Raw genomic sequence first — 26263 nt, 5'->3', positions numbered from 1 at the left:
CTCGGGGGTGAGCGTGGAAAGTTTGTGCGCGAGCTCCAGTGCGGCAGGCGTTGTGGTCTTGAAAAAAGTGTTGTAGAAGGGCAATTGGCGCATTTGTCGGGCCACGGCATCGACGATTTCTTCGCGGCCATAGCCCACGTTCACACACCACAGACCGGCCATGCCATCGAGCAGTTGCCGCCCTTCGCTGTCATAAATGTAGACGCCCTCAGCGCGTTCGATGATCATCGGCTTTTCGTTGGCCAGTTCCACATGGTCGGTAAAGGGGTGCATGTGGTGGTGCACGTCGAGAGATTGCCAGTGGGCGGTTCGGGAAGGGGATGTTTGCATGGTGTGAGAGTCAGAAAGGGGCGGCGCAGCATCTGATTACGGGCGGATGCTGACGGGAAAATACTGGTTGTTGATGGCGTCGTACTTGCCATTTTTGAGGATGTTGTCGAGCGCGGCATTGACCTTGTTCATTAACGCGGTATCCCCCTTGCGCAACGCAATACCAGCGCCCTCGCCCATGTATTTGGCATCTTTGAAGGCTTGGCCTTTGACCTCGAAGTTTTTGCCGTCGCGGGTCTTCAGCCAATCGAGCATCGGCAAGCGGGCGGCCAACACGGCGTCCAGACGGCCATTGTTCAGATCCAGGTTGTGGTCCGGCACTGCGGGGTAGGATTTGGCGGTCGCAGCCGGGAATTTTTCTTTCAGCATTTTTTCGTAGGCGGAAGCGGTCTGGACACCTATGGTCTTGCCCTTGAGCCCATCGCCGTCGATCGCCATCTCCTTGCCTTTGGGGCCGACGAACACCGCATGTTCTTTATAGTAGGGTTTGCTGAACGCGACGACTGCCTTGCGCTTCTCAGTCATGGACACGCTGGAAACGATCATCTCGTACTTGTTGGAGATCAGCGCGGGAATGATCCCGTCCCATGTCTGAATGACGAAGCTGCATTTGACCTGCATCTCGTCGCACAAGGCGTTTGCAATGTCTACGTCAAAGCCCTTGAGCTTGCCGTTCTTGTCCACTTCGTTGAACGGAGCGTATTCACCTTCCACGCCAATCCGGAGGGTCTGCTGCGCGTTTGCCGCGCTGGCGCCCAGCCCCAGGGTCAGGCCCAGCAACGCGCTTGCAATGGATTTCATGTGTTTTTTCATAGTGGATCGGGATTGAAAACAGGGGTGGAGCACGGGGATTCCTCGTTGAAATCCATAAAAGCATCGCCTCTGTTCAATGCGCATCGCGCGGATACATGAAGGCGAGCCAGTGTTTCTCCATATGGCGGAAGAGCCAAGTCAATGCGTAGGTCAACACCAGATAGAAGACACCGACAATCAGAAAGGGCTCGAAGGGGTTGTAAGTCTCGGCGTATATCTGTCGTGCAATGCCGGTCAGGTCGACAAGGGTCACCAGACTGGCCAGCGAGGTGGCGTGCATCAGCATGATGACTTCGTTACCATAGGCTGGCAGGGCACGCCGCAGGGCCGAAGGGATCACGATGCGGCGCAGCAATAACCAGTGGCTCATGCCCAGACTCTGCGCGGCTTCCACCTCGCCATAAGGCATGTTGCGGATTTGCCCGGCCAGTATCTCCGCGGTATAGGCGGCGGTATTCAGGGTGAACGCCAGAATTGCACAACCATGGGCTCCACGCAGGTAGGGCCAAGCCCAGCTCTCCCGAATCCACGGCCACTGTGCCAGCCCGTAGTACAGCATGAACAACTGGACCAGCAAGGGCGTGCCACGAAACAGATAGGTGTAGAACCAGACGCTGCGCGACAGCATCCAATGGGATGAGTTACGCGCCAACGCCAATGGCACGGCCAAGGCAAGGCCGATGAGCGCGGAGGCGGTCAGCAGTTCCAGTGTCAACAACAACCCCTGGCCCGTGCTGAACACTGCAGCAGCAGGACCACCACCCAGGAACATGGGGAGTTGTTCCGCGAGATTTTTGAGTTCCATCATGGGGCGATCCCTCGCACCCCACGCGAATAGCGCAGTTCCAGCAGCCGGAACAAGCCAATGGACACGCTGGTGATGAGCAAATAGACGACACAGACCACAAGGTACGCGCCGAAGGCGTCACGGGTTGCAGACTTGGCCATCGCCGCCCGGTGCATCAAATCGTTCAGACCAATGACCGAAACCAGTGCCGTGCTCTTGATGAGCACCATCCAGTTGTTGGAAAAGCCTGGCAACGCAAACCGGACCATTTGTGGCAGTGTGATGCGCCCGAACACGCGCAGCGGCGACATTCCGAGTGAAAGACCGGCCTCTATCTGACCGCGTGGCACGGCCAGGATGGCCCCACGAAAAGTCTCCGTCATGTACGCACCGAAGATGAAGCCGATGGTGGTAATTCCGGCCATCATGGGGTCAATCTCCACCGCTTGCCATCCCTTCGCAGCGCTGGTCTGGTTGATCAGGATTTGGGCACCGTAGAACAAGAATAACAGCCACACCAGCTCCGGCACCCCCCGTACCAGTGTTGAATAGCTTGCAGCCAGAAAAGTCAGTGGCCGGGATCCCGATAATTTGCAAGCCGCACCCACGAGGCCCAAAACCACCGCCACGACCAGCGATCCCAGAGCGACCGCCATGGTCACCGCAGCACCCGCGGCGATATGGGGAACGTAATCAATCAACATGGACCCGGCCTTGGCGCCGTGGGCCATGCAATGTGCGCAAGGTTTTCCCTTCCCGTTTCGTTGGAAGTGACAGGACACCCCATTGCGCCGCGGGTCGGAAAGCGGGCTCTTGCACCGCCGGTGCCGAGGGGCCCCCGCCAGTCGCCCTGCACGGCGGTCTGTTGTTTACGGAGAGTGCTCGGAGCCATGAAATTGCAGCATAAGGAGGCTCCACATGCTGAATGCCTGGGCAATGCATGTCAATGGCTTGAGCACAGAATACGGGTAACTACTTGGCTTCCTCGTCGCCAAGCACTGGGGTTTTGCACAATGAAATTCCTCCTGCGCGACAGGTTATTGCAGAAAAATCAGAAGCACATGGCATTCCAGTTAAGCCAGAAGCAGGGACGGATTGCGCCATATATAGCGCAGCTCAGGAACGCGGGACCCGTCCGGAGCATTCCAGACAGCCTGAGCGTCTTCGACGGCGCGCATGTGGCGATAGAAGCCAATGGCTGATGGGTTGGACGCGACGACCCACAGGTGCAGAGGACCTTCCGGATAATGCTCCAGCGACCAGCGGGCAATTTCCTGAAGAAGCCGGCGCCCGGCCCCCTGCCGCTTTCTTTCCGGATGCGTATGAAGGTTTTCCAGCAAAGTACCGGCATCAGCATCGTAAGCACCATAGGCACAGGCAAAGCCAACGAGATCACCATCAGCTTCCAGCAGGAGCACGTACTGACCCGTTGCCGGTGCACTCAAGCGGAGTTGCCAGTCGTGCAAACGATCCAACGTGAGTTTTTCGTCAAGGTACTCATCCGTGAGGACGCCGCGGTATGTTTGACGCCAACTCCTTGCGTGCAATGCAGCGATGCCCACCGCATCCCCTGGAGTGGCTTCTCTGATATTTGCGGGGCAGCGCATCAGGCCTCGTCGGGACACGCAAGAACCATCCGCATGATGGTTTCGACGTTGAATTCGATGCGCGCCGCCAGTGCCTTGCGGCTGGTGAAGTTGAAGCCAAAGATAACGCTGCCGGTGTGGCGGTTGGTCAGATAGTAAAAGCCGATCGCGGCGATCGTGATGCACAGCTGCAGGGCGTCGATCCCGGAGCGGAACACGCCGGCCGCCTCACCGCGCTGCAGAATCTTCTCGACCGTTTCGACGTAGGCCTTCTGCAGCTTGCGCAATTCTCGGTTCCCGGTGATGTGCCGGGCCTGGTGCAGGTTCTCGCTGTTCACCAGGGTAATGAATTCGGGGTTGGCAAGGTAGTACTCCCAGGTGAACTCGACCAACTGCCGGATGGCCTCCTGCGGTGCCAGTGCGTCCAGGTTGAGTTGCATCTCCTGGCCGCGGATGCGGCTGTAAGCGTCCTCGATCACGGCGGTGAACAACTGCTCCTTGCTGCCGAAGTAGTGGTAGATCATGCGCTTGTTGGCGCCGGATGTTTCCGCGATCCTGTCAACGCGCGCGCCAGCCAGTCCGGCCCGTGAGAATTCAACCCGGGCGGCGTCGAGGATCAGTTGCTTCGTGTGCTCAGGGTTTCTGGCGCGGAACGGAAACTTGTCGCCCATTGCGGTCACCGGGTTGTTGCGAACGGGGGGAGATGGTAGCGTCTTTCGCCCCCGCAGCCGAAGATAACTATCCGGATGGTTTCGCCGTGGCGCGGTGCAGATTCCGGCAGCATCGCTCACTTCACGACGGCGAGCTTCGTGCGGTCGATCGTCAGCGCGATGGCCACGATGAGCACGCTGCCGAAAACGATCTGTTGCGCCGTGGCCGGCACCTCCAGGTACACCATTGCAGTCCTGATCACGGCCACGATGAGTGCACCGATGAAGGTATTGAGCACGCCACCGACCCCGCCCGTGAGCGGCGTGCCGCCCAGGAGGACGGCCACGATCGCCGGCAGCAGGAAGCCTTCGGCGATGTTCGGCGCGCCCCCCGCGAGCTTCACTGCGAAGAGCAGCCCGGCAAGGGCGGAGATCAGGCCGGCGAGCGCGTAGACGATGGTCTTGTAGTGGTCCACCCGCAGCCCGGACGCGCGCGCGGCGGGCTCGCCGGCGCCGATGGCCTTCAGCGCCCGTCCCAGCCGCGTGCGCCGCTCGACGAACAGCAGCACGAGCAGCAGCGCAGCCGCGATGAAGATCTCGTTCGGTACGCCTGCGGTGTTGCCGATGACCCAGCCGAACGTGGCGTCGCGCAGCTTCGCGTCCATGTAGACCGCCTGTTGGCCGGACGCGTACTGGCCCACCGAGATCGCCACGCCGCTGAGCGCCAGCGTGGCGATGAACGAGGGCAGTTTCAGCCGGGTCGTCGCATGGCCCGAGGCGAATCCCAGCGCCGCGCCCGCAAGGAGCACGCCCGGCGCCGACCAGACACCGAGCACGGGCAGCGAGAGCGTGAACAGCACGGTCGTCATGTTGGCGATGGACTGGGCCGACAGGTCGATTCCGCCGATGTAGATGACCGGCGTGATTCCGAGGGCCAGGACGAACAGCGTCGAGATGTCGGCCACCATTCCGATGAGGCTCGTCGGCGCGAGGAATCCCGGCTCGATCACGCCGACCGCGAGTGTCAGCAGCACCAGCGTGATCCAGGGAAAGTGCGGCCGAAGCCGGTCGAAGTGCATGGCTGCCACCCCCTCAGGTCATGCAATGGACGAGGTCGAAGAGGCTGGGCTTGCGGCCCGGCCTGCAGTCGAAGCATTGGCGGATCTGTCCGTCCTTGAGCACGGCGATCGTGTGCGACAGGCCGATGGCCTCCTCGAGCGTGTCCGCCACGAGCAGCACGCCGCAGCCGTCGGCGCACAGCTCCCGGATGACTTCGTAGATGCTCTCCTTCGCGCCCACGTCAACGCCGCGCGTCGGATGGTCGAGCAAGATGATGTCCGAGCCCGCGCTGCGCCACTTGGCGATCACGACCTTCTGCTGATTGCCGCCGGAGAGCTTGCCGGCGCAGGCATCGACCGACGGCGTCTTGATCTCCAGGCGCCGGACCCAGTCCCGCGCGACGGCCCGTTCCAGCGCGCGCTTCATGACGCCGCCCACGCTGTACCGGGCCATGTGCGGGAGCGTCATGTTCTCGCACACCGACATGCCCGCGACGATGCCCTCGATCTTGCGTTCGCGCGGGACGTAGCCGACGCCGCGGGCCACGCCGCTCGCCGGCGTGAATCGGCGCACGGTCCTTGCCCGGATCTCCAGGCTGCCGCGATCGGGCCGCTCGAGCCCGAAGACGGTGCGCATGATCTGTTCGCCGCCGGCGCCCGGGGCCCCCACCAGGCTCAGTACCTCGCCGCGCCGCAGCTGGAAGGAGATGTTTTCGTATTTGCCTTTGCAGCCGAGGCCCTTCGCTTCGAGCAGCACGTCGGTGCCGCAGGGGCGCTGCTTTTCTTCCCGGTAGTATTCCTTGCTGATCTCGCGGCCGACCATCTTGCGCTGAATGCGCTCGGGCTCTGCGTCCTCGCGCGCAACGACGTCGACCACCGCGCCGTCCTTGAGAACGTAGATTCGATCGGAGATGTCGATCACCTCGTCGATCCGGTGCGAAACGAAGATGAAGGCGGCGCGCGAGCGCAGTTCGCGCACCCGCTGGAAGAGCAACTGCACCTCGTCCTTGGACAGCACGGAGGTCGGCTCGTCGAGCAGGATGACGAGGTCTCCCGCCACCCGATCCCCGAGCGCCAGGACCTTGGCCAGTTCGACCATCTGGCGCTGCGCGAAGGACAGCCTGGAGGTCGTCGTGCGCGGATCGACGGCCAGATGCACCTTCGCGAGCTGCTGCCTTGCGGCGGCCGCCATGCGCTTCCAGTGGATCACGCCAAAGCGCACGAAAGGCTGCTCAAAGCCCAGGTAGATGTTCTCCATCACCGACAGATTCGGGATCAGCGACTGCTCCTGAAACACCATGCCGATGCCCTTGTGCATCGCCTCGCGGGGGGTGTTGAAGCGCGCGGGCTCGCCGTTCACCAGCACGGCGCCGCCGTCGTGTGGGCAGGCGCCGTAGATCACCTTCATCAGCGTCGATTTGCCTGCGCCGTTCTCGCCGACCAGGCCGACCACCTCGCCCGTCCGGACGCTGAAGTCGATGCCCTTGAGCGCGTGCACGCCGGGGAACGTTTTTTCAAGTTTGCGCAATTCAAGCATGGCGGCTCACTTCACCAGCGCAGAGGACTTGCGATTCGTCGAGAGCACGACCGCGGCGATGATCAGCACGCCGAGCACGCCGTCCTGAATGAAATGGGGCAGACCCAGCACCACCATGCCGTTGACGATCACGTTCACGATCAGCACGCCGGCGACGGTGTTCCATACGCCGCCGTTGCCGCCCATCAGCGAGGTGCCGCCGACCGCCACGGACGTGATGCCCAGGAACATGTAGTTCGACCCCGTCAGCGATTCGGCCATGCCGCCCCGGGCCACGGCGAAAATGGCGCCGAGCGCGTAGAACACGCCGGCCAGCGCGAATCCCAGCACGCGCACGCGGCGCACGTCGAGCCCGCAGGAATGCGCGATTTCCTCGCCGCCTCCGAGCGCGTAAAAGTTGCGCCCCAGGGTCGTGTTGCGCTGAATGAACCAGGCGATCAGCACCAGCCCGATGGCGGCGTACACCATCAGTGGGAAACCGCAGATGCGTTGGAACAGCAGTGCGCGGAACACCCCGTCATTGACTCTGACGATGGCGCCGCCCGTGAGCAACACCGACAGCCCCATGCCCACGAAGCCGATGGCCAGGCTGGCCATGAAGGAAGGAATCTTGAGCTTCACGTGCACCAGGCCATTCACCAGTCCGATCGCGGCACCGGCGAGCAGCGCCACCGGAATCGCGAGCAGCCCCCCGCCAAGGAGTTCCCCGCCCCAGGCGTTGAAGGCGATGGCGAACAGCACGGCCGTCGTCGATAGCGTGCCCTCCATGGACAGGTCGATCGAGCCCATGATGATGACGAAGCCCACGCCGAGCGCCACCATCAGCGCGGGAGTGGACGCGATCGCGATGCGTCCCAGGTTGCTGCGCGAGAGGAAGTCCGGATGCGCCGCAGAAAAGGCCGCCAGCAACGTGAGGAGCACGAGCGCGGGCGCCCAGCGCAGCAGCAGCTCCGTTCGATGCGCCGCGGACATCACGGCTTTGCGGCGTACATGATCTGGCCACGGCCGGGGGCCCAGAAGTCCTTCCAGTCGTACTTGGGCGTTCCCGAGATGTATTTCTTCTTGAACCCGGCAGCATCCCTTTGCGTCACCAGGATGGTCGGGCCGTAGAACTCGCGGTGCGCCCGGGGTTCCGCGGACGGTTTGAAGCTACCGATGGCGGCGTGGTAGGCCAGCGCAGCGGTGATTCCGCCGCCCCAATGCGGGTTCGTGAAGCAGGTGGCGAGCAGCTCGCCCCTGAGCACGAGCTCGGTCGCTTCGGGGGTGCCGTCGTAGGCGACGACCGGCAGCTTGCGCCCCTCGGCCCTGAGCGCCTCCAGCACCCCATAGGCCATGGAGTCGTTGGCACAGAAGACGCCGGTGATCTTGCTGCCGAAGCGCGTGAAGAAGCCCTGCATCACCTGGTGCGCCTTCTGCGTGGCCCAATCCGCCGGCTGGTAGTCCAGCAGTCGGATTCCGGGGAAGTCCTGGAGGGCCCTCATCACGCCCCGGTGGCGTTCGATTGCGGGATTATTCGCCGCGATGCCGCCAACGCCGACGATGGCCCCCTTGCCGCCCATTGCCTGGAACAAGATGCGCGCGGTCTGCTCTGCGGGGCCTTCGTCCGACCAGGTCATGTGCGAGACCCAGTTGTCGCCGAAGTCCCAGGGGTGCAGATCGTCGGGCTTGTTCCAGACGGTCGCCACATGGCCGCCCGCCCGCTGTACCGCCTCGACCACCGGGCGGCAGTTCGGCGCATCGTTTGCGTCGCAGGCGATCGCCACTTTTCCGCCGGTCTTGGACAGCAGGGCCTTGATGTCCGCAAGCGACTTCTCCGAGCTGCCATTGTTCAGAAGGTGCAGCAACGCGGACTTCTTGTGGCCGTTGTCCTCCAGGAAGGACTCCGCGCCCGACACGACGGCGTGCCAATAGGGGTTGCTGCGGTCGCGGTAGCTCCAGGCCAGCGTGGGTTCGCTCCGGGCGAACGCGGACACGAGGCCCGTTCCCGCAGCGGCTCCGACGAGGCCGTGGGCACCGGCAAGAATGAGATCCCGGCGCCGGGCGGTCTCTTGCGCGACGAAGCGCTTGATGAAAGGCATGGACATCCTCCAGATTCGCCAGGTCCCCAACTGCGCATGGGTCTGCGTTGCGGCGTTGCGGCCCGTGCCCGGACCGCGTTGTGAACCAGTCAGTTATTTACTGTATTTCAAGAACCAAATGGTTACTACAGGGTTAACGCCGATTGGCCCTGCATGGCTGCGGCGGCAAGGGACCTGGGCGCAGCGCGGCCGCGCACGAGCTCGGCGGCCTTCTCGCCGATCATGATGGACGGCGCATTGGTGTTCGAGCTCACGAGGCGGGGCATGATCGAGCTGTCGCAAATGCGCAGGCCGCAGATGCCGCGCACGCGCAACTGCGGATCGACCACCGATTGCGCGTCCCCGCCCATGCGGCAGGTTCCGACCGGGTGGTACGAGGTGCGGCCGTACTGGCGCGCGTACTGTTCCAGGTCCGCCCGCGTGCGCACTCCGCCGCCGGGAAAATGTTCCTGCCGCAGGTACTTCGCGAACGCCGACTGGGCCATGATCTCGCGGCTTTGCCGGACCCCTTCGACCGAGGTTCCGAGGTCGTAGGGGTCGGCCAGAAAGTTCGGGTCCACGATGGGCAGATCGCGCGGGTCGGCGCTGCGCAGCGTCACGCGGCCCCGGGAACGCGGGCGCAGCGCATACGAATTCAGGGTCACGCCCGAGCCCGACCCGATCTTCGGAACGCCCTCCTCCACGCCCACGCCGACGAGGAAGTGGAATTGCAGGTCGGGCGTTGCGGCCGCCCTGTCCGCGTACCAGAACGCACCGCCTTCGACGATGTTCGAGGCCACCGGTCCCTTTTTGAACATGGCGTACTCGATCCCTGCCCAGGCCTTCCAGTGCGCTTTGGCGTATTTGTCGAAGCCGTGCGAATCGCTGAGTTCGTAGACGACGTCGATGCCGAAGTGGTCGTGCAGGTTGCGCCCGACCTCGGGCAGGTCCGCGACCACCGCCACGCCGGCTGCACGCAGTTCGTCTGCGGGGCCCAGCCCGGACAGCAGCATGAGCCGGGGGGAGCCGATCGCGCCGGACGTGAGCAGCACTTCCCGCTCGGCGCGCAGCACCACGGGGCGTCCGGCCACGATCATTTCCACGCCGATCGCGCGGCCCTTCTCGATCACGATGCGCTGGATCTGGACACCGGTGCGCACGCGCAGGTTGGCGCGGCCGCGGGCCGGTCGCAGGTAGCCCGTCGCAGCCGAGCAGCGGCGCGCGCCGCGAACCGTCGTCTGGTAGGCGCCGGCGCCGGCCTGCGACGGGCCGTTGAAGTCCGCGTTGTAGGGCATTCCCATCTGCTGGCAGGACTGCACGAAGACCCGGGTCAGCGCATCCGCGCAGGGCGTGGAAACACCCAGTGGCCCGCCCACGCCGTGCCATGCGCCGGCGAGCATGTCGTTGTCTTCCGCGCGGATGAAATGCGGCAGCACGTCCTTGAAGGACCAGCCTGCGCAGCCGAACGCACGCTCCCACGCGTCGTAATCCTGCGGGCAGCCCCGGGTGAAGACCTGCGCATTGATCGAGCCCCCGCCGCCCAGCACCTTCGCCTGCGCGTAGGCGATCTCGCGGCCCAGCGCGTGCCGTTGCGGCGCGGTCTTCAGGCCCCAGGTCAGGGGGCCGGCCGTCATCCTGTAGAAGCCCACGGGCAGATGAATGTACGGATTGCTGTCCGCAGGCCCGGCCTCCAGCAGCAGGACCTGGAGCGCGGCGTCCTCCGACAACCGCGCAGCGAGCGCGCAACCGGCGGACCCTGCGCCCACCACGATGTAGTCGTATGCCATGGGCAGGCTCCTCGGGCTCAAGCGATCCAGTGCGTGCGCGCTTGCAGGTGGATGTGCGCCGTTTTGACCTCGGTGTATTCCTCGATTCCCGAAAGTCCTGCCTCGCGCCCCAGCCCCGATTGCTTCATCCCGCCCAGCGGCGTCTCCGGACCGTTGTCCAGCGTGGTGTTCACCCAGACGCGGCCGGCTCTGACCTGGCGCGTGGCGCGCAGCGCCTGCGAGAGGTCCTTCGTCCAGATCGACGCCGCCAGGCCGAACGCGCTGTCGTTTGCGATCGCGATGGCCTCCTCGTAGCCGTCGAAGGGTACGACGGCGAGCACGGGCCCGAAGATCTCCTCGCGCAGCAGCGGCGTTGCGGGCCGCACGTTCGTCAGCAGCGTGGGTTGCACGAAGTAGCCGGCGTGGTCGCCGGTGCGCGCGCCGCCGCATACGACGTGCGCACCCATTCTCACGCCCTCCTGCACGTAGCCCAGCACCTTGTGCATGTGGGCCTCGTCGAACAACGCGCCCACCTGGGTCTGCGCGTCCAGCGGGTCGCCCACGCGGATGCGGCGCATCTTCTGCGCGAGCTTTGCGGTGAAGGCCTCGGCGATCGAGCGCTGCACCACCAGGCGGCTGCCGCCGACACAGCATTGCCCCGCGTTGAACGCCATGCCGAAGGCCACGCCGTCGGCCGCATCGTCCAGGTCGGCGTCAGCAAAAACGATGTGCGGATTTTTCCCACCGAGTTCCAGGCCGAGCTTCTTGATGTTGCCGGCCGAGGCCTCGATCGCCTTGCGACCGGTCGTGGTCGATTCGGTGACGGACAGCATGTCGATCCGGTCGCTGTCGAGCAAGGGCTGCCCGACCACGGGCCCCTTGCCGGTCACGACATTCACCACGCCGGGCGGGATACCCGCCGCGTGCAGGAGCGCACAGAGTTTCAGCGTGGAGCCGCTGGTGGCCTCCGAGGGTTTCACGACCGCCGTGCACCCCGCAGCCAGGATGAAGGGCAAGCGCTCCGCGAGGATGAAGAAGGGGAAGTTCCACGGCGTGATGACGCCCACGACGCCGATCGGCTCGCGCAGCACGATGGCCAATACGCGATCGCCGAGGTTGTTGTACGCCTCGCCCCGCATCACCCGCGCCGCGCCGGCGGCAAAGCGCCAGACGTCCACCGCGCCGCGAATCTCGCCGATGGCCTGGGTGATCGGCTTGCCGGTTTCCAGGCATTCGATCAGGCCCAGCTCCTGCGCGTGGCGCTCGATGAGGTCCGCGACCTTGAAGAGCCGGGCAGCGCGCGCGCCCGCGCTCAGGCTCGGCCAGGGTCCGTTGTCGAAAGCCTCGCGCGCTGCGGCGATGGCCGCTTGCGCGTCCTCACCGACGCCGGACGGCCACTGCGCGACGGCCGCGCCGTGGCCCGGGCTGTGGCGCGTCATCATCTGGCCCGACGCGCCGTCCGTGAACTGGCCGCCGATGTACATCTGGAATCTGCGGGGTGCTGCGGGCAGGGAAAACGGGTTCATGCTGCTTGGCTCCTGTCGTTGTCAAAAGACCGCTGCCGTCTTGTTGTGAAAGGCCCGAATGCCGATCTCGGCGTCGGGGCTGCCTCTGAGGGCCAACGTGGCGGCCGGGTAGAAGGCTGCGGGGTCCTGCGCGCCGACGATGGCCGCCTTGGCCAGCGCTGCGGCGCGGGGCGAGACGCGGGTCAAGCGATCGACCAGCGCCTGCAGGTCGCGCTCGAAGGACTCGGTGGCGCATGCGCTGTTGACCAGCCCCCAGGCCTGCGCCGTGCCAGCGTCGATCTCGCCGGCCGTGAGCACCGCTTCCAGCGCGCGGCCCCTTCCGACCAGCCGCGCCAGGCGCGGTCCGCCGTGCCAGCCGGGGATGGCGCCGAGCGTCAGTTCCGGGAAGCGAAAGCGCGCCGCGTGGCTCGCGACGCGCAGGTCGGCGCACAGCGCCAGTTCCAGCCCGCCACCAAAGCACAGGCCCTCGATGGCCGCGATCGTTGGGCAGCGCAGCGACTCGAAGCGATCGAAGAGGGCGTTGCCGTAGCCGATCCAGTCGCGCGCGAATTCCTCCGGCCGCATGGGCGCCCATTCCCGGATGTCGGCGCCGGACGAGAAAGCGCCGCCACGCTGCCCGCGCAGGACGAGGGCGCGCACACGCTCGTCGCCGTGCGCGTGCGCGAGCTGGGCGTCGAGCTGCGCCAGCATGTCCCGGTCGAGCGCATTTGCCTTGCCGGGGTTCGAGAGTTCCAGCGTGAGCACGTGCGTGCTGCGCTGAACGATGATCTGGCCCATGGATTCCTCCTGCGCTCAAGCGTCCGCGCCGTGCAGGACATGCGGGGCGCGTGCGCCGCGGGTGTCAGGAAGCGGTAGTCGGGGCATTTCTCCTCCTCGGCGGGGATCAGACAAGCGTGTCCATGCGCGCACTGCAGGTGCGCAGGACTTCGTCGGGGTCGCGCTTCCACCAGACGTCCCTGGAGAAGATCTCGACTTCCACCGGGCCGCCGAAGCCGCCTTGCTCGACCAGGCGCCGTATGCGGCCAAGCTCGATCACGCCGTCGCCCATCATTCCCCGGTCCAGCAGCGGATCCTTCGTCTCGCGCATCCAATCGCAGACGTGCAGCGCCAGCACGCGGCCGGCGGCCCGGCCGAGCGCCGCTTCGAGTTCCGGGTCCCACCACACGTGGTAGGCGTCCACGGCGATGCCGAAGAGGCCCTCGTGGGCCGGGTCCAGGCGCTCGCACCAGCGCCGCGCCTGTTCGACTGTGTTGAGCAGACTGCGGTTCGCCGTGTAGACCGGATGCAGCGGCTCCAGCGCAATCGCCACGCCGGTGGCGCGCAGCGTCGGAACCAGCGCCGCGAGGCCTTCGAGGATCTGCTCGCGGCAAGCGGAAAGGTTCTTCGAATTCGGCGCCAGACCGCCGACCACTGCCACCACGAAGGGCGCGCCGAGCACGGCCGCGACTTCGACCGCGCGCCGGTTCGACGCGATCGCCGCGCGCGCGCCCGCCGCATCGTCGGCTGCGAAATAGTCGGTCCGGCAATAGCCCCCCAGCTTCAGTCCCGCAGCGCGGATGGCCTGCGCGGCGCGTTCCGGATGCGCTTCGTCGATCTCCTGGCGCCAGGGGGTGATGCGGCCGAAACCTGCCGCCGCAACGCGCCGGGCCGTGCGCTCGATGGGTTCGCGGAAACCCAGGGTCGCGGTGTTCATGCAGCGCAGATCCGGCCGGCCGGAGAGAACACGCATGGCTTTGCCCTAAAAACGCTGGATCAGCAGACCGCCATCGACACGCACCTCCTGCGCCACCGTATACGGCAGCAGGCCGGCGGCCATGGTCCGGATGACGCGGGCCACGTCCTCGGGCAGGCCCCAGCGTGCCTGCGCGGTCATTCCCTGGGCGATCAAGCCGTCGTACCGGGCCTTCGACGGCGCCGTCATCCCGGTCAGGATGAGACCGGGCTGTACCTCGTAGACGCCGATGCCCTCCGGCGCCAGACGCAGCGCGTAGAGCCGCGCCGCCATGTGCAGCGCGCTCTTGGACATGCAGTACTCGCCGCGCTCCACGCTCGCCGCGACGGCGTTCGACGAGGTCACGAAGATCACGCTCCGGGGCGCTCCCGCAGGCGCGCCGCAAGCCAGCATGCGGCGCGCGACCGCCTGCGTGAGGAAGAAGGTGCCCCGCGTGTTCACGCCAAAGCAGCGGTCGTAGCTTTCCTCGCCGACCTCGAGCAGGTCCCCGCGCTCCAGCACGGACACGCCGGCGTTGTTCACCAGGCAATGCACGTCGCCGAACTGGCGCTGAACCGAATCGAGGAAGGGCGCATGGGCGCTCCTGTCGCGAATGTCCAGGTCGAAGGCCTTGCAGCGTCGGCCCAGGGCCTCGACGTCCGCGATCAGCGCGTCGAAATGCTGCGCGTCGCGCCAGGCCACGGCCGCGACGTCGAAGCCCTCTTCGGCCAGGGCGAGGGCACTGGCACGGCCAATGCCGCGGGAGGCCCCCGTCACGATGGCAGTGCGGCGCATGGCTTCACCCGTGCAGAAGTTTGCGCGCGATGATGATGCGCTGGACCTGATTCGTTCCCTCGTAGATCTGGGTGATCTTCGCGTCGCGGTACAGGCGCTCGACCTCGTAGCCGCGGATGTAGCCGCTGCCGCCGAAGATCTGGACCGCGTTCGACGCATGGGCCACGGCCGCGTCGGCGGCGAAGCACTTCGCCATGGAGGCGGCCGCCGTGGCGTCCGCCCCGGCGTCGAGCAAGCCGGCTGCCGACCGGGCGAGCAGGCGCGCGGCCTGGGTATCCTTCGCCATGTCCGCAAGCATGAACTGGATGCCCTGGAATTGCGCGATCGCCTGGCCGAACTGCTGGCGCAGCTTCGCCTGCTCCACCGAGGCCTCGAGCGCCGCCTGAAGGATTCCGACGGCCAGCGAAGCGATGCCGACCCGCCCCTTTTCGAGCACGCTCATCATCATGTGAAAGCCCCGGCCCGCCGTGCCCAGCAGCGCATCGGCGGGGAGTTCCACGTTCTCGAAGTGCAGCTCTCCCACCTGCGAAGAGCGCTGTCCCAGCTTGTGCTCCGCGGGGCCGCGCGCTACGCCGGGCCGGGTGCAGTCGACGATGAAGATTCCCATGCCGCGCTTGCCGGCCTGCGGATCCGTGCGCGCGAGCACAAAGGCAACGTCCGCAACCGGCGCGTTGTGAATCCAGAGCTTGGAGCCGCTCAGCGCCCAGCCGGCGCCACGCCGGACGGCCACGGTCTTGACGCCGGACATGTCGGAGCCTGCGCCGGCCTCGGTAATGCAATAGGCCGCGCGTTGCTCGGCGCGGATGATCGGTCCGATCCACTGCGCCTTCTGGGCCGCGCTGCCATGCGTGCACAGGAGCGTGGTCACGAGTTCGACCAGCCCGCATTGATCGGCAATGGACGCGTAGCCGCGGCTGAGCTCCTCCATCACGATGCTGTAGGCCAGCGCATCGAGACCGGCTCCGCCGTCGGTTTGCGGCACCGTGATGCCGAAGAGGCCGTTCTCGCCCATCGCCTTGTAGATGTCCCCGGCGAAGACCTCTTCCCGGTCCAGGCGTTCGGCGTCGGGGCGGATTTGCTCGTTGGCGAAGCGGCGCGCCATGTCGGCCACCTGCTGGTGCTCTGTCGAAAGTTCCACCGTGTCTCCTCCGGGTGCTGGGGATTTCCCCATTCAAGTATCTAACCGGTTATTGGAATCATGATGCAGCGGAGAAAAATGGTCAAGCCCCCAAGACGATCCCGACCTGTGGACCCGTCAAAACATGCCCGTGCACGCAGCGCAGCCAAGGGATAAGCACCTACATCTTTCGATAGCGGTGTGTCTACCATTCAGTTACTACAGATGAACGCGGAATTCCAATGCACACTTTCGCTTGCGCAGCAGCCCCTATCCTCATGGTCCTTGGTCGCGCATTACCCGGTGTCGCCATGCTCCTCACAGTCCAGGCCAGCTTGGCCGCGGACTACCCGAGTCGTCCGGTGGAGATCGTGGTTCCCTGGGCTGTGGGCGGCAGCAGCGACGCAGTGGCGCGCGCCTTTGCCGACGCGGCCACGCGGCACACGGGCCAGTCATTCGTCATCGTGAATCGACCCGGTGCCTCAGGCTCCATCGGGCACAGGGAAGGTGCCTCAGCGCGACCCGACGGCTACAAGCTCACGCTGGTGACCCCGGAAGTTTCGCTGGCCTCTCTTCAGGGCATCGGAAAAACCCGGTGGCAAGATTTCAACTACGTGGCGCGCATCAACGCCGACCCCATCGCGCTGATCGTGAAGGCTGAATCGCCATGGAGCACACTCGAACAGTTCCTGGACCATGCCCGAGTCCATCCTGGAGAGGTAGCGATCTCGAACTCCGGCATTGGCGCGGCCTACCATCTCGCAGCCATCGCGGTTGAAAACCGGACCGGCCTGTCCTTCAACAACGTCCCCTACATCGGAGCCGGCCCGGCGGTCGTCGGATTGCTGGCTGGACAGGTTGACGCGACCCTTGCGACGACCGGCGAGGTCGGGGCGCACGTCAAGGGCGGCAAGCTGCGCATGCTCGCGGTCATGGCGGAGCAACGCCCCAGGGACTTCGATCAGGTCCCTACCTTTCGCGAGCGCGGCATCGATTTGCAGCTGGGCACATGGCGCGCTTTGGCGGTTCCGAAGGCCACGCCTGCCGAGATCGTGGCCAGCTTGAAGCGCCTGACCGACAAGGTCAACCAGGACAGCGGCTACCGCGACTTTTTCGCGCGTCAGTATCTCGGACGCATGAACGAGGATGGAGACCGGTTCCGGTTGACCCTCGAACGCGAACATGCGTTCTACGCGGATACCGTCAGAAAGCTGGGACTCGGCAAGTAGCCGGCCCTGGTCGCGCGCGCTGCACGCTGAGGCCGTGGCCTCGGCAAGGTGTCTGAGACAATCGGCGGCGTTCCACCGATTGCGCAAAAGTTCGCCAGGTCGAGCCCGCCATGAATAAGAGAATTGCCGTCATCCTCCCTGCATGCAACGAGGAAGTCACCATCCGCGAGGTGATCCTTGCGTTCCACGCGTCCATCCCCGAGGCCTCGATCTACGTCATCGACAACAACTCGAAGGATCGCACCGGCGCGCTCGCCGCCGGCGCATTGATGGAGGCCGGCATTCCCGGGCGGGTCATTTCGGAACCGCGCCAGGGCAAGGGCAACGCCCTGCGCCGAGCGTTTCAGGAGGTGCACGCCGACGTATACGTTTTGGCAGATGCTGACCTGACGTACCCCGCGAACCGCGCACGGGACCTGATGAGACCCGTGCTCGATGGCGACGCCGACATGGTGGTCGGCGATCGGCATTCCGGGGGCCATTACTCCGAGCAGAACAAGCGCAGGCTGCATGGCTTTGGCAATGACATGGTGCGCAACTTGATCAATCTGTTCTTCAAGTCGAATCTGAGGGACGTCATGAGCGGATACCGGGTCTTCAGCCGCACGTTCGTGAAAAACTACGCCATCCTGGTCGAGGGGTTCCAGGTCGAAACCGACATGACGCTCCACGCCCTCGACAAACGGTTTCGCATCGTTGAGGTGCCCATCGAGTACGTCGATCGCCCGGCGGGAAGCTTCTCGAAGCTGAACACCATTTCGGACGGTGCCAGGGTGCTCTTCACGATCGCCCAGATCCTGCGCTACTACCGGCCATTCGCGTTCTTCGGAAGCATCGCCTTGATCGCCATGCTGCTGGGTTTGCTCGCCGGGGTGCCGGTGATTCACGATTGGCTCACCCACCGCTACATCTACCACGTGCCCTTGGCGATCCTGGCGGCCTCGCTGGGGACCGTGTCCGTCGGGATGCTGAGCATTGGCCTGCTGCTCGACGGCATCGCGCATCAACAGCAGATCCGCTACGAACTGCACCTCCTGTCGCAGACCTCGGAGCCCGGCGATGGCTAGCCGCGGCCGGGCGCTGCTTGCCCGCCAGGCGGCGGGATTCGCCGGGGTTGGCGCCATCGGGTTCGCCATCGATGCGGGCCTTTTCCTGGCCCTGACCACCTGGTGCGCACTGGCGATCGTGCCGGCGCGGGTACTCGCGTTCATTCCGGCGACCATGGCGACCTGGGCAATCAACCGGGCTGCCGTCTTCCAAAGTCCGCGCGGCCACCATGGGGACCCGGCGAGGGAGTACGCGAAGTACCTGCTTGTTCAGGGCCTTGGGGTCGGGATCAATTTTTCGGTCTTCTACCTCGCATGGAAGGCTCTCCCTGCGATCCCCGCATTGCTCCCTCTGGCCCTGGGATCGCTCGCTGCAATGGTCTTCAATTTCACCGGGTCAAGATGGATCGTGTTCCGAAGCCGATAGCCTGTATCCGCCCCATCGCCTCGTCATGCTGCGTCTGCTGGCCACTCCCTTGAACGAAACCCGGCGCCTATCGCCGGCCCTCTGGTTCCTCCTGCCCCTTGCGTTCGGGTTCCTGTCCCTGATCGTGGGCCAGGATGCGAATTGGGATCTGCAGAACTACCACCTCTACAACCCCTACGCGCTGCTCACGGGCCGCATCGGTACGGACCTGGCTCCGGCGGGGATGCAGAGCTATTTCAATCCCTTGCTCGACGTGCCGTACTACTGGATGGCCATGAACCTGCCGCCGATGCTGGTAGCGGCCATCATGGGAACTTTCCACGGCCTGAACTTCCTCCTGCTCCATGGCCTGGTTCGCAGGGTCGTCCCTGCCGATACGGGCAAGCTTGCGGTGCTCCTGTTGGCCCTGAGCGGTTGCCTTGGAGCCAGCTTCATTTCCGAGCTGGGCAACACGATGGGCGACAACTCGACGGCGCTCCTCGTGCTCGGTGGCCTGCTGCTCATCGCCCGCCACTGGAGCAGGATCGGGCGGGGCGGCGTCCGTGCGGGCCTGATTTGTGCCGCAGCAGGCCTTGCCGTCGGACTTGGTGTGGGGCTCAAACTCACGAACGCGCCCTATGCGGTCGGAATGTTCATGGCACTTGCCCTCATCGGACGGCCATCGGCCAGGCGGCTGGCCGTCTGCCTGGCGTTTGGCAGCGGGGTTCTGGCCGGCATGGCGATCACGGCCGGCTACTGGTTCGCCCTGATGTGGGAGCACTTCGGAAACCCCCTGTTCCCGCAGTTCAACGCGATTTTCAAGTCGGAGTTCGCGCAGGAGATCACCCTGGCCGACACCAGGTGGCTGCCCGGGAACATGTGGGAAACCATCTTCTTTCCCTTCGTCTTCACCCTGTGGCCGCACCGATTCGGTGAGGTCGCGATGATCCAGCTGCTCTGGCCCGGCGTCTACACCCTGTTTGGCGCTTGGCTGGTCCGCAGTGCGTACCGGCGGCGCATGCCTTCGGGTGCAATGTGCACGCCGATCGAGGTTCCCGTCGCAGACATCACGCGATTCATGCTCATCTTCCTGGTCGCGAGCTATGGGGTCTGGATGGCCGTTTTCAGCATCGGGCGGTACGCGATCGTGATGGAAATGCTGCTGCCGGTGACGGCCTGGGTCATCCTGCATCGACTCACCAGCGTCAGCCGGGCCCGCCGGGTGGCGGCATGGTTGATAGGCTGCGCGGTGGCGCTGTCGCTGCTTCGCTTCGACACCTGGGGGAATGCCGGGTTTGCCCAGGAAAGCTTCTCCGTTGACGTGCCTCCCGTCGCGCAACCGGAAAACTCCGTGGTCCTGGTCCTGGCTTCGCCGATGGCGTGGATTCTTCCGCACTTCCCGCCCGCGCTGGCTTTCGTTTCGCTGGGATCGTTCCCCGAGTCGCCAGGCTATTGGCAGCGTGCGCAGGCGATCATCGATGGCAGAACTGCCGGCCTCTACGCGATCGTTCCGGCGGTTCGCGATGCGCGCGCGCAATCGATTCAAAGGCTCAGTGACTGGCTGGACGGTCATGGCGTTCAAAACGGCGACCGCGCTTGCAGCGCCGTGGCGTTTGCCATGCGGCGCATGCCACGCTTGCAACTGGCAGTTCCGGTCCAGCCGGACGGTGCGCTGGGCGAGTCGCCTTGCGCGTTCGAGCTGCCCCCGGCGCATCGCCGGGACGTCGGCGCCGAAAACCGGCAAATCGCCAAGACGGTTTCCGAATCCATCCGCCACCGGGGCCTGTCGCTGCTGCTGGAGACCTGCACGGTGCGCTCGGCCCATATCGGCAGCAAGGAGCACGTCTTCCAGTTTTGCTCCGCCGCAAGAAGCCCGCACGGACCTCCGTAGCCGGGTAGCAGCGCTGCCCCGCGGGCAGCCGCAGCGCGCTCAGACGTCGATGTTCCCCGCCCGCAGCGCGTTCGCTTCGATGAAGTTGCGGCGTGGCTCGACCTCGTCGCCCATGAGCATGGTGAACACATGGTCGGCTTCGATGGCGTCGTCGATCTGTACGCGCAGCAGGCGGCGCACGTCGGGGTCCATGGTGGTTTCCCACAGTTGCTCGGGGTTCATTTCGCCCAGGCCCTTGTAGCGCTGGCGGCTGGTGGCGTGCTCGGCTTCGCCGATGAGCCATTTCATGGCCTGGCGGAAGTCGCCGACCTTTTCTTCCTTTTGCTTTTCGCCTTCGCCGCGCATGACCTTGGCGCCTTCGCCGAGCAGGCCGCGGAAGGTGGCTGCGGCCTCGGCCAGGGCGGCGTAGTCGGCGCCGTGCACGAAGTCCTGCGTGATCACGCTGCTCTTGGTGTTGCCGTGGTGGCGCCGGCTGATGCGCAGCAGGGGTTTGTCGGTGCGCGCGTCGAATTCGCCGGCCACTTCGGCGGGGGCGCCGGTGCTGCTCAGTTCGCGCAGCTTGGCCTGCAGGGCGACGGCGCTGGCCTGGGCTTCGGCCATGCTGTCGAGCTTCACGGACACGCCGTCGGCAATGGCGCGCAGGGCTTCCGCGTCCATGAAGCTGCCCAGGCGGGCGATGACGTTTTCGGCAATCTGGTGTTTGCGCGCCAGTTCGGCCAGGGTCTCGTCCGCGAGGGTCTGGCCGCCGGTGTTGCCGGTGAAAACGCTGGCGTGGTTCAGCGCGATGCGCAGCAGGAAGCCGTCGAGCGCGGGAGCGTCCTTGAGGTACAGCTCTTCCTTGCCGGCCTTGACCTTGTACAGCGGCGGCTGGGCGATGTAGATGTGGCCACGCTCCACGAGCTCGGGCATCTGGCGGTAGAAGAAGGTGAGCAGCAGGGTGCGGATATGCGCGCCGTCGACGTCGGCGTCGGTCATGATGATGATGCGGTGGTAGCGCAGCTTGGCGACGTCGAAGTCGTCCCCCCCCGTGCTGCCGCCGGCCTTGCCGATGCCGGTGCCCAGGGCGGTGATCAGCGTGAGGATTTCGTTGCTCGTGAGCAGCTTTTCGTAGCGCGATTTCTCCACGTTCAGGATCTTGCCGCGCAGCGGCAGGATGGCCTGGAACTTGCGATCGCGCCCCTGCTTGGCGGAGCCGCCCGCGGAGTCGCCCTCGACGATGTAGATCTCGCACAGGGCGGGGTCTTTCTCCTGGCAGTCGGCGAGCTTGCCGGGCAGGCCCATGCCGTCGAGCACGCCCTTGCGGCGCGTCATTTCGCGCGCCTTGCGCGCGGCCTCGCGGGCGCGCGCGGCTTCGATGATCTTGGCGCAGATGATCTTGGCGTCGATCGGGCGCTCTTGCAGGTAGTCGGTGAGCAGCTTGCCCACGATGTCCTCCACGGGCGCGCGCACCTCGCTGGACACCAGCTTGTCCTTGGTCTGGCTGCTGAATTTGGGCTCCGGCAGCTTCACGCTCAGGACGCAGCACAGCCCTTCGCGCATGTCGTCGCCGGTGACTTCGACCTTGGCCTTTTTGGCCAGCTCGGTTTCTTCGATGTACTTGTTGATGACGCGGGTCATTGCGGCGCGCAGGCCGGTCAGGTGGGTGCCGCCGTCGCGCTGGGGGATGTTGTTGGTAAAGCAGAGCACCTGCTCGGTGTAGGCGCTGTTCCACTGCATGGCGACTTCCACGCCGATGTGCGTGCCGGGGATTCCGCCGTAGGTCTCGGCCGGGCGTTCGCCTGCGGCGTGGAACGGGGTGGGGTGCAGGACGGTCTTGCCCTTGTTGATGAATTCCACGAAGCCGCGCACGCCACCGGTGCCCGAGAAGTCGTCTTCCTTGCTGCTGCGCTCGTCCCGGATGCGGATGCGCACGCCATTGTTCAGAAACGAGAGCTCGCGCAGGCGCTTGGCCAGAATTTCGTAGTGGAAGTCGCGGTTCTCCTTGAAGATCTCCGCGTCGGGCAGAAAGTGCACCTCGGTGCCGCGCTTGTCGGTCTCGCCGATCACCTTCATGGGCGAGATTTCGACGCCGTCCACGGTGCCGAGCAGGCGTTCCTGGACAAAGCCGCGCGCAAACTCGAGCTGGTGCACCCGGCCCTCGCGGCGCACCGTCAGGCGCAACCATTTGCTCAGCGCGTTCACGCAGCTCACGCCCACGCCGTGCAGGCCGCCCGATACCTTGTAGCTGTTCTGGTTGAATTTGCCGCCCGCGTGCAGTTCGGTCAGCGCGATTTCCGCGGCCGAGCGCTTGGGCTCGTGCTTGTCGTCCATCTTCACGCCGGTGGGGATGCCGCGGCCGTTGTCGGTCACGCTGATCGAGTTGTCGGTGTGGATGGTCACGACGATGTCGTCGCAGTGGCCGGCCAGGGCTTCGTCGATGGAGTTGTCCACGACTTCGAACACCAGATGGTGCAGGCCGGTGCCGTCGCTGGGGTCGCCGATGTACATGCCGGGGCGCTTGCGCACGGCCTCGAGTCCCTCGAGGATGGTGATCGCGCCTGCGCCGTAGTTTTCGCTGGCGCCGGCTTGTTGGGTGTCGATCTTTTGCACGGCGGGCTCGCCAGGGCCGGTGGATTCGGGCTCGGGCAGGGCGTTCTCAGCGGTCATGGGGGGCCTTGGGATGCGTGGAAACCGTGCTGGTTTCCAGTCTGTTCAATGGGACGGCGCTGCGTGCACGCATTCCTCGTGCGCAAGCAGCCATGAAGAAAATGGCACGTGCGGGCGTGCCGGGCGTCAGATGCGCATCGGCATCACCACGTATTTGAAGTGCTCGTTCCCGGGGATGGTCATGAGCGCAGAGCCGCCGCCGTCGGAGAGTTCCAGCTTCACCATGTCCTGGTCCATGTTGGCCAGCGCGTCGATGAGGTAGGTTACGTTGAAGCCGGTCTCGATGGTGTCGCCGGCGTAGTCGATGTCGATCTCGTCCTCGGCCTCTTCCTGCTCGGCGTTGTTCGACGCCACGCGCAAGCTGCCGGGCTCCAGGTTCAGGCGCACGCCCTTGAACTTGTCGCTGGTCATGATCGCGGTGCGCTGCAGGCTGGCCAGCAGCGGCACGCGGCCCAGGGTCACGCTGTTCTTCTGGTTCTGGGGGATCACGCGGTTGTAGTCGGGGAACTTGCCCTCGACCAGCTTGGTGACGAACTCCATCGCGCCAAAGGCGAACTTGGCCTGGTTGTTGGCGAAGCGCATCTCGATGCGGGGCTGGTTCTCACCGCCCACGTCGCTCAGCAGGCGTTGTAGTTCGATCACGGTTTTGCGCGGCAGGATGACTTCCTGCCGGGGCACTTCCACGTCCAGCGTGGCGCTGGTAAATGCCAGACGGTGGCCGTCGGTGGCGACCAGGGACAGCGTCTGGCCCTCGGCGACGAACAGGATGCCGTTCAGGTAGTAGCGGATGTCCTGCACCGCCATGGCAAACGACACCTGGCCGAGCAGGTCCTTGAGCGTCTTTTGCGCAACGCTGAAGACCGGGCCGAAGGTCGCGGATTCCTGCACCAGCGGGAAGTCCTCGGACGGCAGGCTTTGCAGCGTGAAGCGGCTCTTGCCACCCTTGAGGAGGAGCTTGGACTGGGCCGATTCCAGGCTCACCGTCTGCTCGCCCGGCATGGTGCGCAGGATCTCGATGAGCTTGCGCGCGCCCACCGTGGTGGCGAAGTCGCCCGTGTCGCCGCCCAGATCCGCCGTGGTGCGGATCTGGATTTCCAGGTCGCTGGCCGTCAGTTGCAGCGCATTGCCCGTCTTGCGGATCAACACGTTGGCCAGGATGGGCAGGGTGTGCCTGCGTTCGACGACTCCTGCCACCGATTGCAAAACCGAGAGAACCTTGTCTTGTGTTGTCTTCAGGACGATCATGTCTTCAACCTCTTGTGTTTATTCGGGATCGCGGACGGTGGCTCAGACCCTGCATCCCGCTGTGCGACCCGGTATTTTGCCTTTTCGCGGGTCGGCGCCGAAGGCGATTCGGGGGCGTTCCAAGTCAGCCCTTGAGCGTTTGCTCGAGCACATGCAGCTGCTGGTTCAGTTCCGTGAGCTGCTGGCGCTCACCCGAAATCTTGCGCACGGCGTGCAGAACGGTGGTGTGGTCGCGCCCGCCGAATAGCTCGCCGATCTCGGGCAGACTCTTTTGCGTCAGCTCCTTGGCCAGGTACATCGCAATTTGGCGCGGCCGCGCAATGCTGGCCGGGCGCTTCTTGCTGTACATGTCGGCGACCTTCATCTTGTAGTAGTCGGCCACCGTTTTCTGGATGTTTTCCACGGAGATCTGCCGGTTCTGGATGGACAGCAGGTCGCGCAGCGCCTCGCGGGCCAGCTGGATGGAGATTTCCTTGTTGTTGAAGCGCGAGTACGCGAGGATCTTGCGCAGCGCGCCCTCGAGCTCGCGCACGTTGGAGCGCACGTTCTTGGCCACGAAGAAGGCCACTTCCTCGGGCATTTCCGTGCCTTCGGCGCGCGCCTTGTTGATCAGGATGGCCACGCGCATCTCCAGCTCGGGCGGCTCGATGGCCACCGTCAGACCCGAATCGAAGCGCGAAACCAGCCGCTCGTGGATGTTCGCCAGGCCCTTGGGGTAGGTGTCGCTGGTCATCACGATGTGCGATTTTTTTGCCAGCAGGGCCTCGAACGCGTTGAAGAATTCTTCCTGTGTGCGGTCCTTGTTGGCAAAGAACTGCACGTCGTCGATGAGCAGCAGGTCGAGCGAGTGGTAGCGTTCCTTGAATTCGTCAAAGGTCCGCCGCTGGTACGCCTTGACCACGTCCGAGACAAACTGCTCGGCGTGGATGTAGAGGACCTTGGCGTCGGGCCGGTCGACCAGCTGGCGGTTGCCGACCGCGTGGACCAAATGGGTCTTGCCCAGGCCCACGCCGCCGTAGATGAACAGCGGGTTGTACATCTGCCCCGGCATGCCGGCGACGTGTATCGCCGCCGAGCGCGCCATGCGGTTGGCCGAGCCTTCCACCAGGGTCTCGAACGTGAGCGCCGCATTCAGCCGGTTGCGGAACGCGTCTGCCAGGGGGGGCTCACCGGCGGGTGGGCCGGAGCTGTTCGAAGCTTCGGCGGCTGCGGTCCGAACGTAGCCCACTGCACGGACAGGGGATTCACGCTGCGTGAGCACGAGTTCCAGGGGGATGGGCTGGCCGTACAGCCCTTCGAGCAGTGCGGCGATGCGGCCCGCGTACTGGGCACGGATCCAGTCGAGCTTGAAGCGGTTGCCCACGAGCAGCGTGACCTTGGAGAAATCCACGGCCACCTGGGCGGTCAGGGGCTTGATCCAGGTGTTGAATTGCTGCTCCGGCAGGTCCTGCGCCAACTGCTCTACGCAGGATTGCCACAGGTCCTGATCGGCATTTGTGCCGGGTGGTGGACGGGAGGGTTCCTCGGTCATCTCGGGGGATTCTTGTTGTGGAATGGGAGGAACGGTGCTGGGCGCTGGATTGTAGCTTGCCAGGAAGTTATCCACAGAAGGCGGTCGCCGCAGGATGCACCGCTTGCAAGGCGCTTCGTGGGCACGCTGCGCGGGAGGTTCGGTCTGCGAAAGGCATTGCCAGCAGCCGGCAAGCCTGCCACAATCCCGGGTTTGCCCTGAATGCGTTCAGGGTGATTTGATCCGGCGCGCCGTTTTCTCTTTTGTCTTTTGCTCCACAGGGGTCTGCCACCCGAGCGCTGTTCGCATGGCGCCGTGTGCGCCGGCTACCGGAGGCAAGGGGCAGGAGCAACAGTGTCCGGGACCGAACCCCAAGACCGCAAGGAATGGCAGCATGAAACGTACTTACCAGCCCTCCAAGACGCGCCGCGCGCGCACCCACGGTTTTCTCGTGCGCATGAAGACCCGCGGCGGCCGTGCCGTCATCAACGCACGCCGCGCCAAGGGCCGCAAGCGTCTGGCCGTCTGAGGCCGCAACGGCCTGCGGCCCGGTTTGC

Annotated in this window: 24 protein-coding genes; 5 read left to right on the top strand and 19 right to left on the bottom strand. The window is 65.1% G+C overall.

Going from position 1 to position 26263, the window contains the following annotated elements; genetic code table 11:
* The 16 genes from VTU_RS25255 to VTU_RS0101420 all read right to left on the bottom strand — a co-directional run.
* On the bottom strand, nucleotides 1-330 hold a 330-nt coding region (locus tag VTU_RS25255), incomplete at its 3' end, for an aminotransferase class III-fold pyridoxal phosphate-dependent enzyme (protein WP_138927756.1).
* A 36-nt stretch (nucleotides 331-366) separates the two neighbouring features.
* Nucleotides 367-1131: a transporter substrate-binding domain-containing protein gene (locus VTU_RS0101490; protein WP_010100079.1), complete on the bottom strand. Its 765-nt coding sequence runs from the start codon at nucleotides 1129-1131 to the stop codon at nucleotides 367-369.
* Between the two features lie 85 nt (nucleotides 1132-1216).
* The gene (locus VTU_RS0101485) at nucleotides 1217-1951 is read right to left on the bottom strand and encodes an ABC transporter permease (protein WP_081479683.1); all 735 of its coding nucleotides are present in this window, start codon (nucleotides 1949-1951) and stop codon (nucleotides 1217-1219) included.
* A complete protein-coding gene (locus tag VTU_RS0101480) occupies nucleotides 1948-2661 on the bottom strand; it encodes an ABC transporter permease (protein ID WP_010100077.1) in 714 nt (237 codons plus the stop codon). Before VTU_RS0101480 ends, VTU_RS0101485 begins: the two co-directional genes overlap by 4 nt.
* Before the next feature lie 342 nt (nucleotides 2662-3003).
* The gene (locus VTU_RS31055) at nucleotides 3004-3537 is read right to left on the bottom strand and encodes a GNAT family N-acetyltransferase (RefSeq protein WP_010100076.1); all 534 of its coding nucleotides are present in this window, start codon (nucleotides 3535-3537) and stop codon (nucleotides 3004-3006) included.
* Nucleotides 3537-4187, bottom strand: coding sequence for a TetR/AcrR family transcriptional regulator (locus VTU_RS0101470; protein WP_010100075.1), 651 nt, complete (start codon nucleotides 4185-4187; stop codon nucleotides 3537-3539). The genes VTU_RS31055 and VTU_RS0101470 overlap by 1 nt, the downstream gene beginning before the upstream one ends.
* Before the next feature lie 116 nt (nucleotides 4188-4303).
* Entirely contained in the window at nucleotides 4304-5245 is a 942-nt protein-coding gene (locus tag VTU_RS0101465) for an ABC transporter permease (protein ID WP_010100074.1), read from the bottom strand.
* 13 nt (nucleotides 5246-5258) lie between these two features.
* The gene (locus VTU_RS0101460) at nucleotides 5259-6761 is read right to left on the bottom strand and encodes a sugar ABC transporter ATP-binding protein (protein ID WP_010100073.1); all 1503 of its coding nucleotides are present in this window, start codon (nucleotides 6759-6761) and stop codon (nucleotides 5259-5261) included.
* 6 nt (nucleotides 6762-6767) lie between these two features.
* Nucleotides 6768-7733 carry an ABC transporter permease gene (locus tag VTU_RS0101455; RefSeq protein ID WP_010100072.1) on the bottom strand — a complete coding sequence of 322 codons (966 nt, stop codon included), beginning with the start codon at nucleotides 7731-7733 and terminating at the stop codon, nucleotides 6768-6770.
* Nucleotides 7733-8839 (bottom strand): sugar ABC transporter substrate-binding protein, encoded by a 1107-nt coding sequence (locus VTU_RS0101450; RefSeq protein ID WP_029553998.1) that lies wholly within the window; start codon nucleotides 8837-8839, stop codon nucleotides 7733-7735. Before VTU_RS0101450 ends, VTU_RS0101455 begins: the two co-directional genes overlap by 1 nt.
* Before the next feature lie 125 nt (nucleotides 8840-8964).
* Complete coding sequence (locus VTU_RS0101445; RefSeq protein ID WP_010100070.1) at nucleotides 8965-10605, bottom strand: GMC family oxidoreductase; 1641 nt, start codon at nucleotides 10603-10605, stop codon at nucleotides 8965-8967.
* Nucleotides 10606-10622: 17 nt separating this feature from the next.
* On the bottom strand, nucleotides 10623-12110 hold the full coding sequence (locus VTU_RS0101440; protein WP_029553997.1) for an aldehyde dehydrogenase family protein: 1488 nt from the start codon (nucleotides 12108-12110) through the stop codon (nucleotides 10623-10625).
* Nucleotides 12111-12131: 21 nt separating this feature from the next.
* Nucleotides 12132-12887 carry an enoyl-CoA hydratase/isomerase family protein gene (locus VTU_RS0101435; protein WP_010100068.1) on the bottom strand — a complete coding sequence of 252 codons (756 nt, stop codon included), beginning with the start codon at nucleotides 12885-12887 and terminating at the stop codon, nucleotides 12132-12134.
* Nucleotides 12888-12993: 106 nt separating this feature from the next.
* Nucleotides 12994-13803 carry a sugar phosphate isomerase/epimerase family protein gene (locus VTU_RS0101430; protein WP_236610612.1) on the bottom strand — a complete coding sequence of 270 codons (810 nt, stop codon included), beginning with the start codon at nucleotides 13801-13803 and terminating at the stop codon, nucleotides 12994-12996.
* A gap of 45 nt (nucleotides 13804-13848) precedes the next feature.
* The gene (locus VTU_RS0101425) at nucleotides 13849-14616 is read right to left on the bottom strand and encodes a 3-ketoacyl-ACP reductase (protein WP_010100066.1); all 768 of its coding nucleotides are present in this window, start codon (nucleotides 14614-14616) and stop codon (nucleotides 13849-13851) included.
* Between the two features lie 4 nt (nucleotides 14617-14620).
* Nucleotides 14621-15754, bottom strand: a complete 1134-nt coding sequence (locus tag VTU_RS0101420) for an acyl-CoA dehydrogenase family protein (RefSeq protein ID WP_010100065.1) — start codon at nucleotides 15752-15754, stop codon at nucleotides 14621-14623.
* A 314-nt stretch (nucleotides 15755-16068) separates the two neighbouring features.
* On the opposite strand from VTU_RS0101420, the gene VTU_RS0101415 reads away from it, so the two are divergent.
* The 4 genes from VTU_RS0101415 to VTU_RS0101400 all read left to right on the top strand — a co-directional run bounded on the left by VTU_RS0101415 (nucleotide 16069) and on the right by VTU_RS0101400 (nucleotide 20305).
* Entirely contained in the window at nucleotides 16069-16962 is an 894-nt protein-coding gene (locus tag VTU_RS0101415) for a tripartite tricarboxylate transporter substrate binding protein (protein ID WP_236610611.1), read from the top strand.
* Between the two features lie 110 nt (nucleotides 16963-17072).
* Nucleotides 17073-18029, top strand: coding sequence for a glycosyltransferase family 2 protein (locus VTU_RS0101410; protein WP_010100063.1), 957 nt, complete (start codon nucleotides 17073-17075; stop codon nucleotides 18027-18029).
* Nucleotides 18022-18435, top strand: a complete 414-nt coding sequence (locus tag VTU_RS0101405) for a GtrA family protein (RefSeq protein WP_010100062.1) — start codon at nucleotides 18022-18024, stop codon at nucleotides 18433-18435. Before VTU_RS0101410 ends, VTU_RS0101405 begins: the two co-directional genes overlap by 8 nt.
* A 25-nt stretch (nucleotides 18436-18460) precedes the next feature.
* The gene (locus tag VTU_RS0101400) at nucleotides 18461-20305 is read left to right on the top strand and encodes a hypothetical protein (RefSeq protein WP_010100061.1); all 1845 of its coding nucleotides are present in this window, start codon (nucleotides 18461-18463) and stop codon (nucleotides 20303-20305) included.
* A gap of 39 nt (nucleotides 20306-20344) precedes the next feature.
* On the opposite strand, the gene gyrB is transcribed toward VTU_RS0101400, so the two are convergent.
* The 3 genes from gyrB to dnaA form a co-directional block, all read right to left on the bottom strand.
* The gene (gyrB, locus tag VTU_RS0101395; protein WP_010100060.1) at nucleotides 20345-22951 is read right to left on the bottom strand and encodes a DNA topoisomerase (ATP-hydrolyzing) subunit B; all 2607 of its coding nucleotides are present in this window, start codon (nucleotides 22949-22951) and stop codon (nucleotides 20345-20347) included.
* Between the two features lie 126 nt (nucleotides 22952-23077).
* A complete protein-coding gene (dnaN, locus tag VTU_RS0101390; protein WP_010100059.1) occupies nucleotides 23078-24196 on the bottom strand; it encodes a DNA polymerase III subunit beta in 1119 nt (372 codons plus the stop codon).
* 124 nt (nucleotides 24197-24320) lie between these two features.
* Complete coding sequence (gene dnaA / locus VTU_RS0101385) at nucleotides 24321-25727, bottom strand: chromosomal replication initiator protein DnaA (protein ID WP_050809415.1); 1407 nt, start codon at nucleotides 25725-25727, stop codon at nucleotides 24321-24323.
* A gap of 373 nt (nucleotides 25728-26100) precedes the next feature.
* On the opposite strand from dnaA, the gene rpmH reads away from it, so the two are divergent.
* A complete protein-coding gene (gene rpmH, locus VTU_RS0101380) occupies nucleotides 26101-26235 on the top strand; it encodes a 50S ribosomal protein L34 (protein ID WP_005798102.1) in 135 nt (44 codons plus the stop codon).
* Nucleotides 26236-26263: the final 28 nt, after the last annotated feature.

Source organism: Verminephrobacter aporrectodeae subsp. tuberculatae At4 (genome assembly GCF_000193225.1).
GTDB lineage: Bacteria > Pseudomonadota > Gammaproteobacteria > Burkholderiales > Burkholderiaceae_C > Acidovorax > Acidovorax aporrectodeae.
The sequence above is the reverse complement of the archived record's forward strand: the minus strand, read 5'-3'. Positions and strand labels throughout refer to the sequence as shown.

Coding starts and splice junctions, on each gene's coding strand:
- VTU_RS0101410 (WP_010100063.1), top strand. CDS start 17,073: ATGAATAAGAGAATTGCCGTCATCCTCCCTGCATGCAACGAGGAAGTC.
- VTU_RS0101460 (WP_010100073.1), bottom strand. CDS start 6,761: ATGCTTGAATTGCGCAAACTTGAAAAAACGTTCCCCGGCGTGCACGCG.
- dnaN (WP_010100059.1), bottom strand. CDS start 24,196: ATGATCGTCCTGAAGACAACACAAGACAAGGTTCTCTCGGTTTTGCAA.
- VTU_RS0101400 (WP_010100061.1), top strand. CDS start 18,461: ATGCTGCGTCTGCTGGCCACTCCCTTGAACGAAACCCGGCGCCTATCG.
- VTU_RS0101470 (WP_010100075.1), bottom strand. CDS start 4,187: ATGGGCGACAAGTTTCCGTTCCGCGCCAGAAACCCTGAGCACACGAAG.
- VTU_RS0101430 (WP_236610612.1), bottom strand. CDS start 13,803: ATGAACACCGCGACCCTGGGTTTCCGCGAACCCATCGAGCGCACGGCC.
- rpmH (WP_005798102.1), top strand. CDS start 26,101: ATGAAACGTACTTACCAGCCCTCCAAGACGCGCCGCGCGCGCACCCAC.
- VTU_RS0101440 (WP_029553997.1), bottom strand. CDS start 12,110: ATGAACCCGTTTTCCCTGCCCGCAGCACCCCGCAGATTCCAGATGTAC.
- VTU_RS0101465 (WP_010100074.1), bottom strand. CDS start 5,245: ATGCACTTCGACCGGCTTCGGCCGCACTTTCCCTGGATCACGCTGGTG.
- VTU_RS0101485 (WP_081479683.1), bottom strand. CDS start 1,951: ATGATGGAACTCAAAAATCTCGCGGAACAACTCCCCATGTTCCTGGGT.
- VTU_RS31055 (WP_010100076.1), bottom strand. CDS start 3,537: ATGCGCTGCCCCGCAAATATCAGAGAAGCCACTCCAGGGGATGCGGTG.
- VTU_RS0101435 (WP_010100068.1), bottom strand. CDS start 12,887: ATGGGCCAGATCATCGTTCAGCGCAGCACGCACGTGCTCACGCTGGAA.
- VTU_RS0101405 (WP_010100062.1), top strand. CDS start 18,022: ATGGCTAGCCGCGGCCGGGCGCTGCTTGCCCGCCAGGCGGCGGGATTC.
- VTU_RS0101480 (WP_010100077.1), bottom strand. CDS start 2,661: ATGGCCCACGGCGCCAAGGCCGGGTCCATGTTGATTGATTACGTTCCC.
- gyrB (WP_010100060.1), bottom strand. CDS start 22,951: ATGACCGCTGAGAACGCCCTGCCCGAGCCCGAATCCACCGGCCCTGGC.
- VTU_RS0101445 (WP_010100070.1), bottom strand. CDS start 10,605: ATGGCATACGACTACATCGTGGTGGGCGCAGGGTCCGCCGGTTGCGCG.
- dnaA (WP_050809415.1), bottom strand. CDS start 25,727: ATGACCGAGGAACCCTCCCGTCCACCACCCGGCACAAATGCCGATCAG.
- VTU_RS0101455 (WP_010100072.1), bottom strand. CDS start 7,733: ATGTCCGCGGCGCATCGAACGGAGCTGCTGCTGCGCTGGGCGCCCGCG.
- VTU_RS0101490 (WP_010100079.1), bottom strand. CDS start 1,131: ATGAAATCCATTGCAAGCGCGTTGCTGGGCCTGACCCTGGGGCTGGGC.
- VTU_RS0101450 (WP_029553998.1), bottom strand. CDS start 8,839: ATGCCTTTCATCAAGCGCTTCGTCGCGCAAGAGACCGCCCGGCGCCGG.
- VTU_RS0101425 (WP_010100066.1), bottom strand. CDS start 14,616: ATGCGCCGCACTGCCATCGTGACGGGGGCCTCCCGCGGCATTGGCCGT.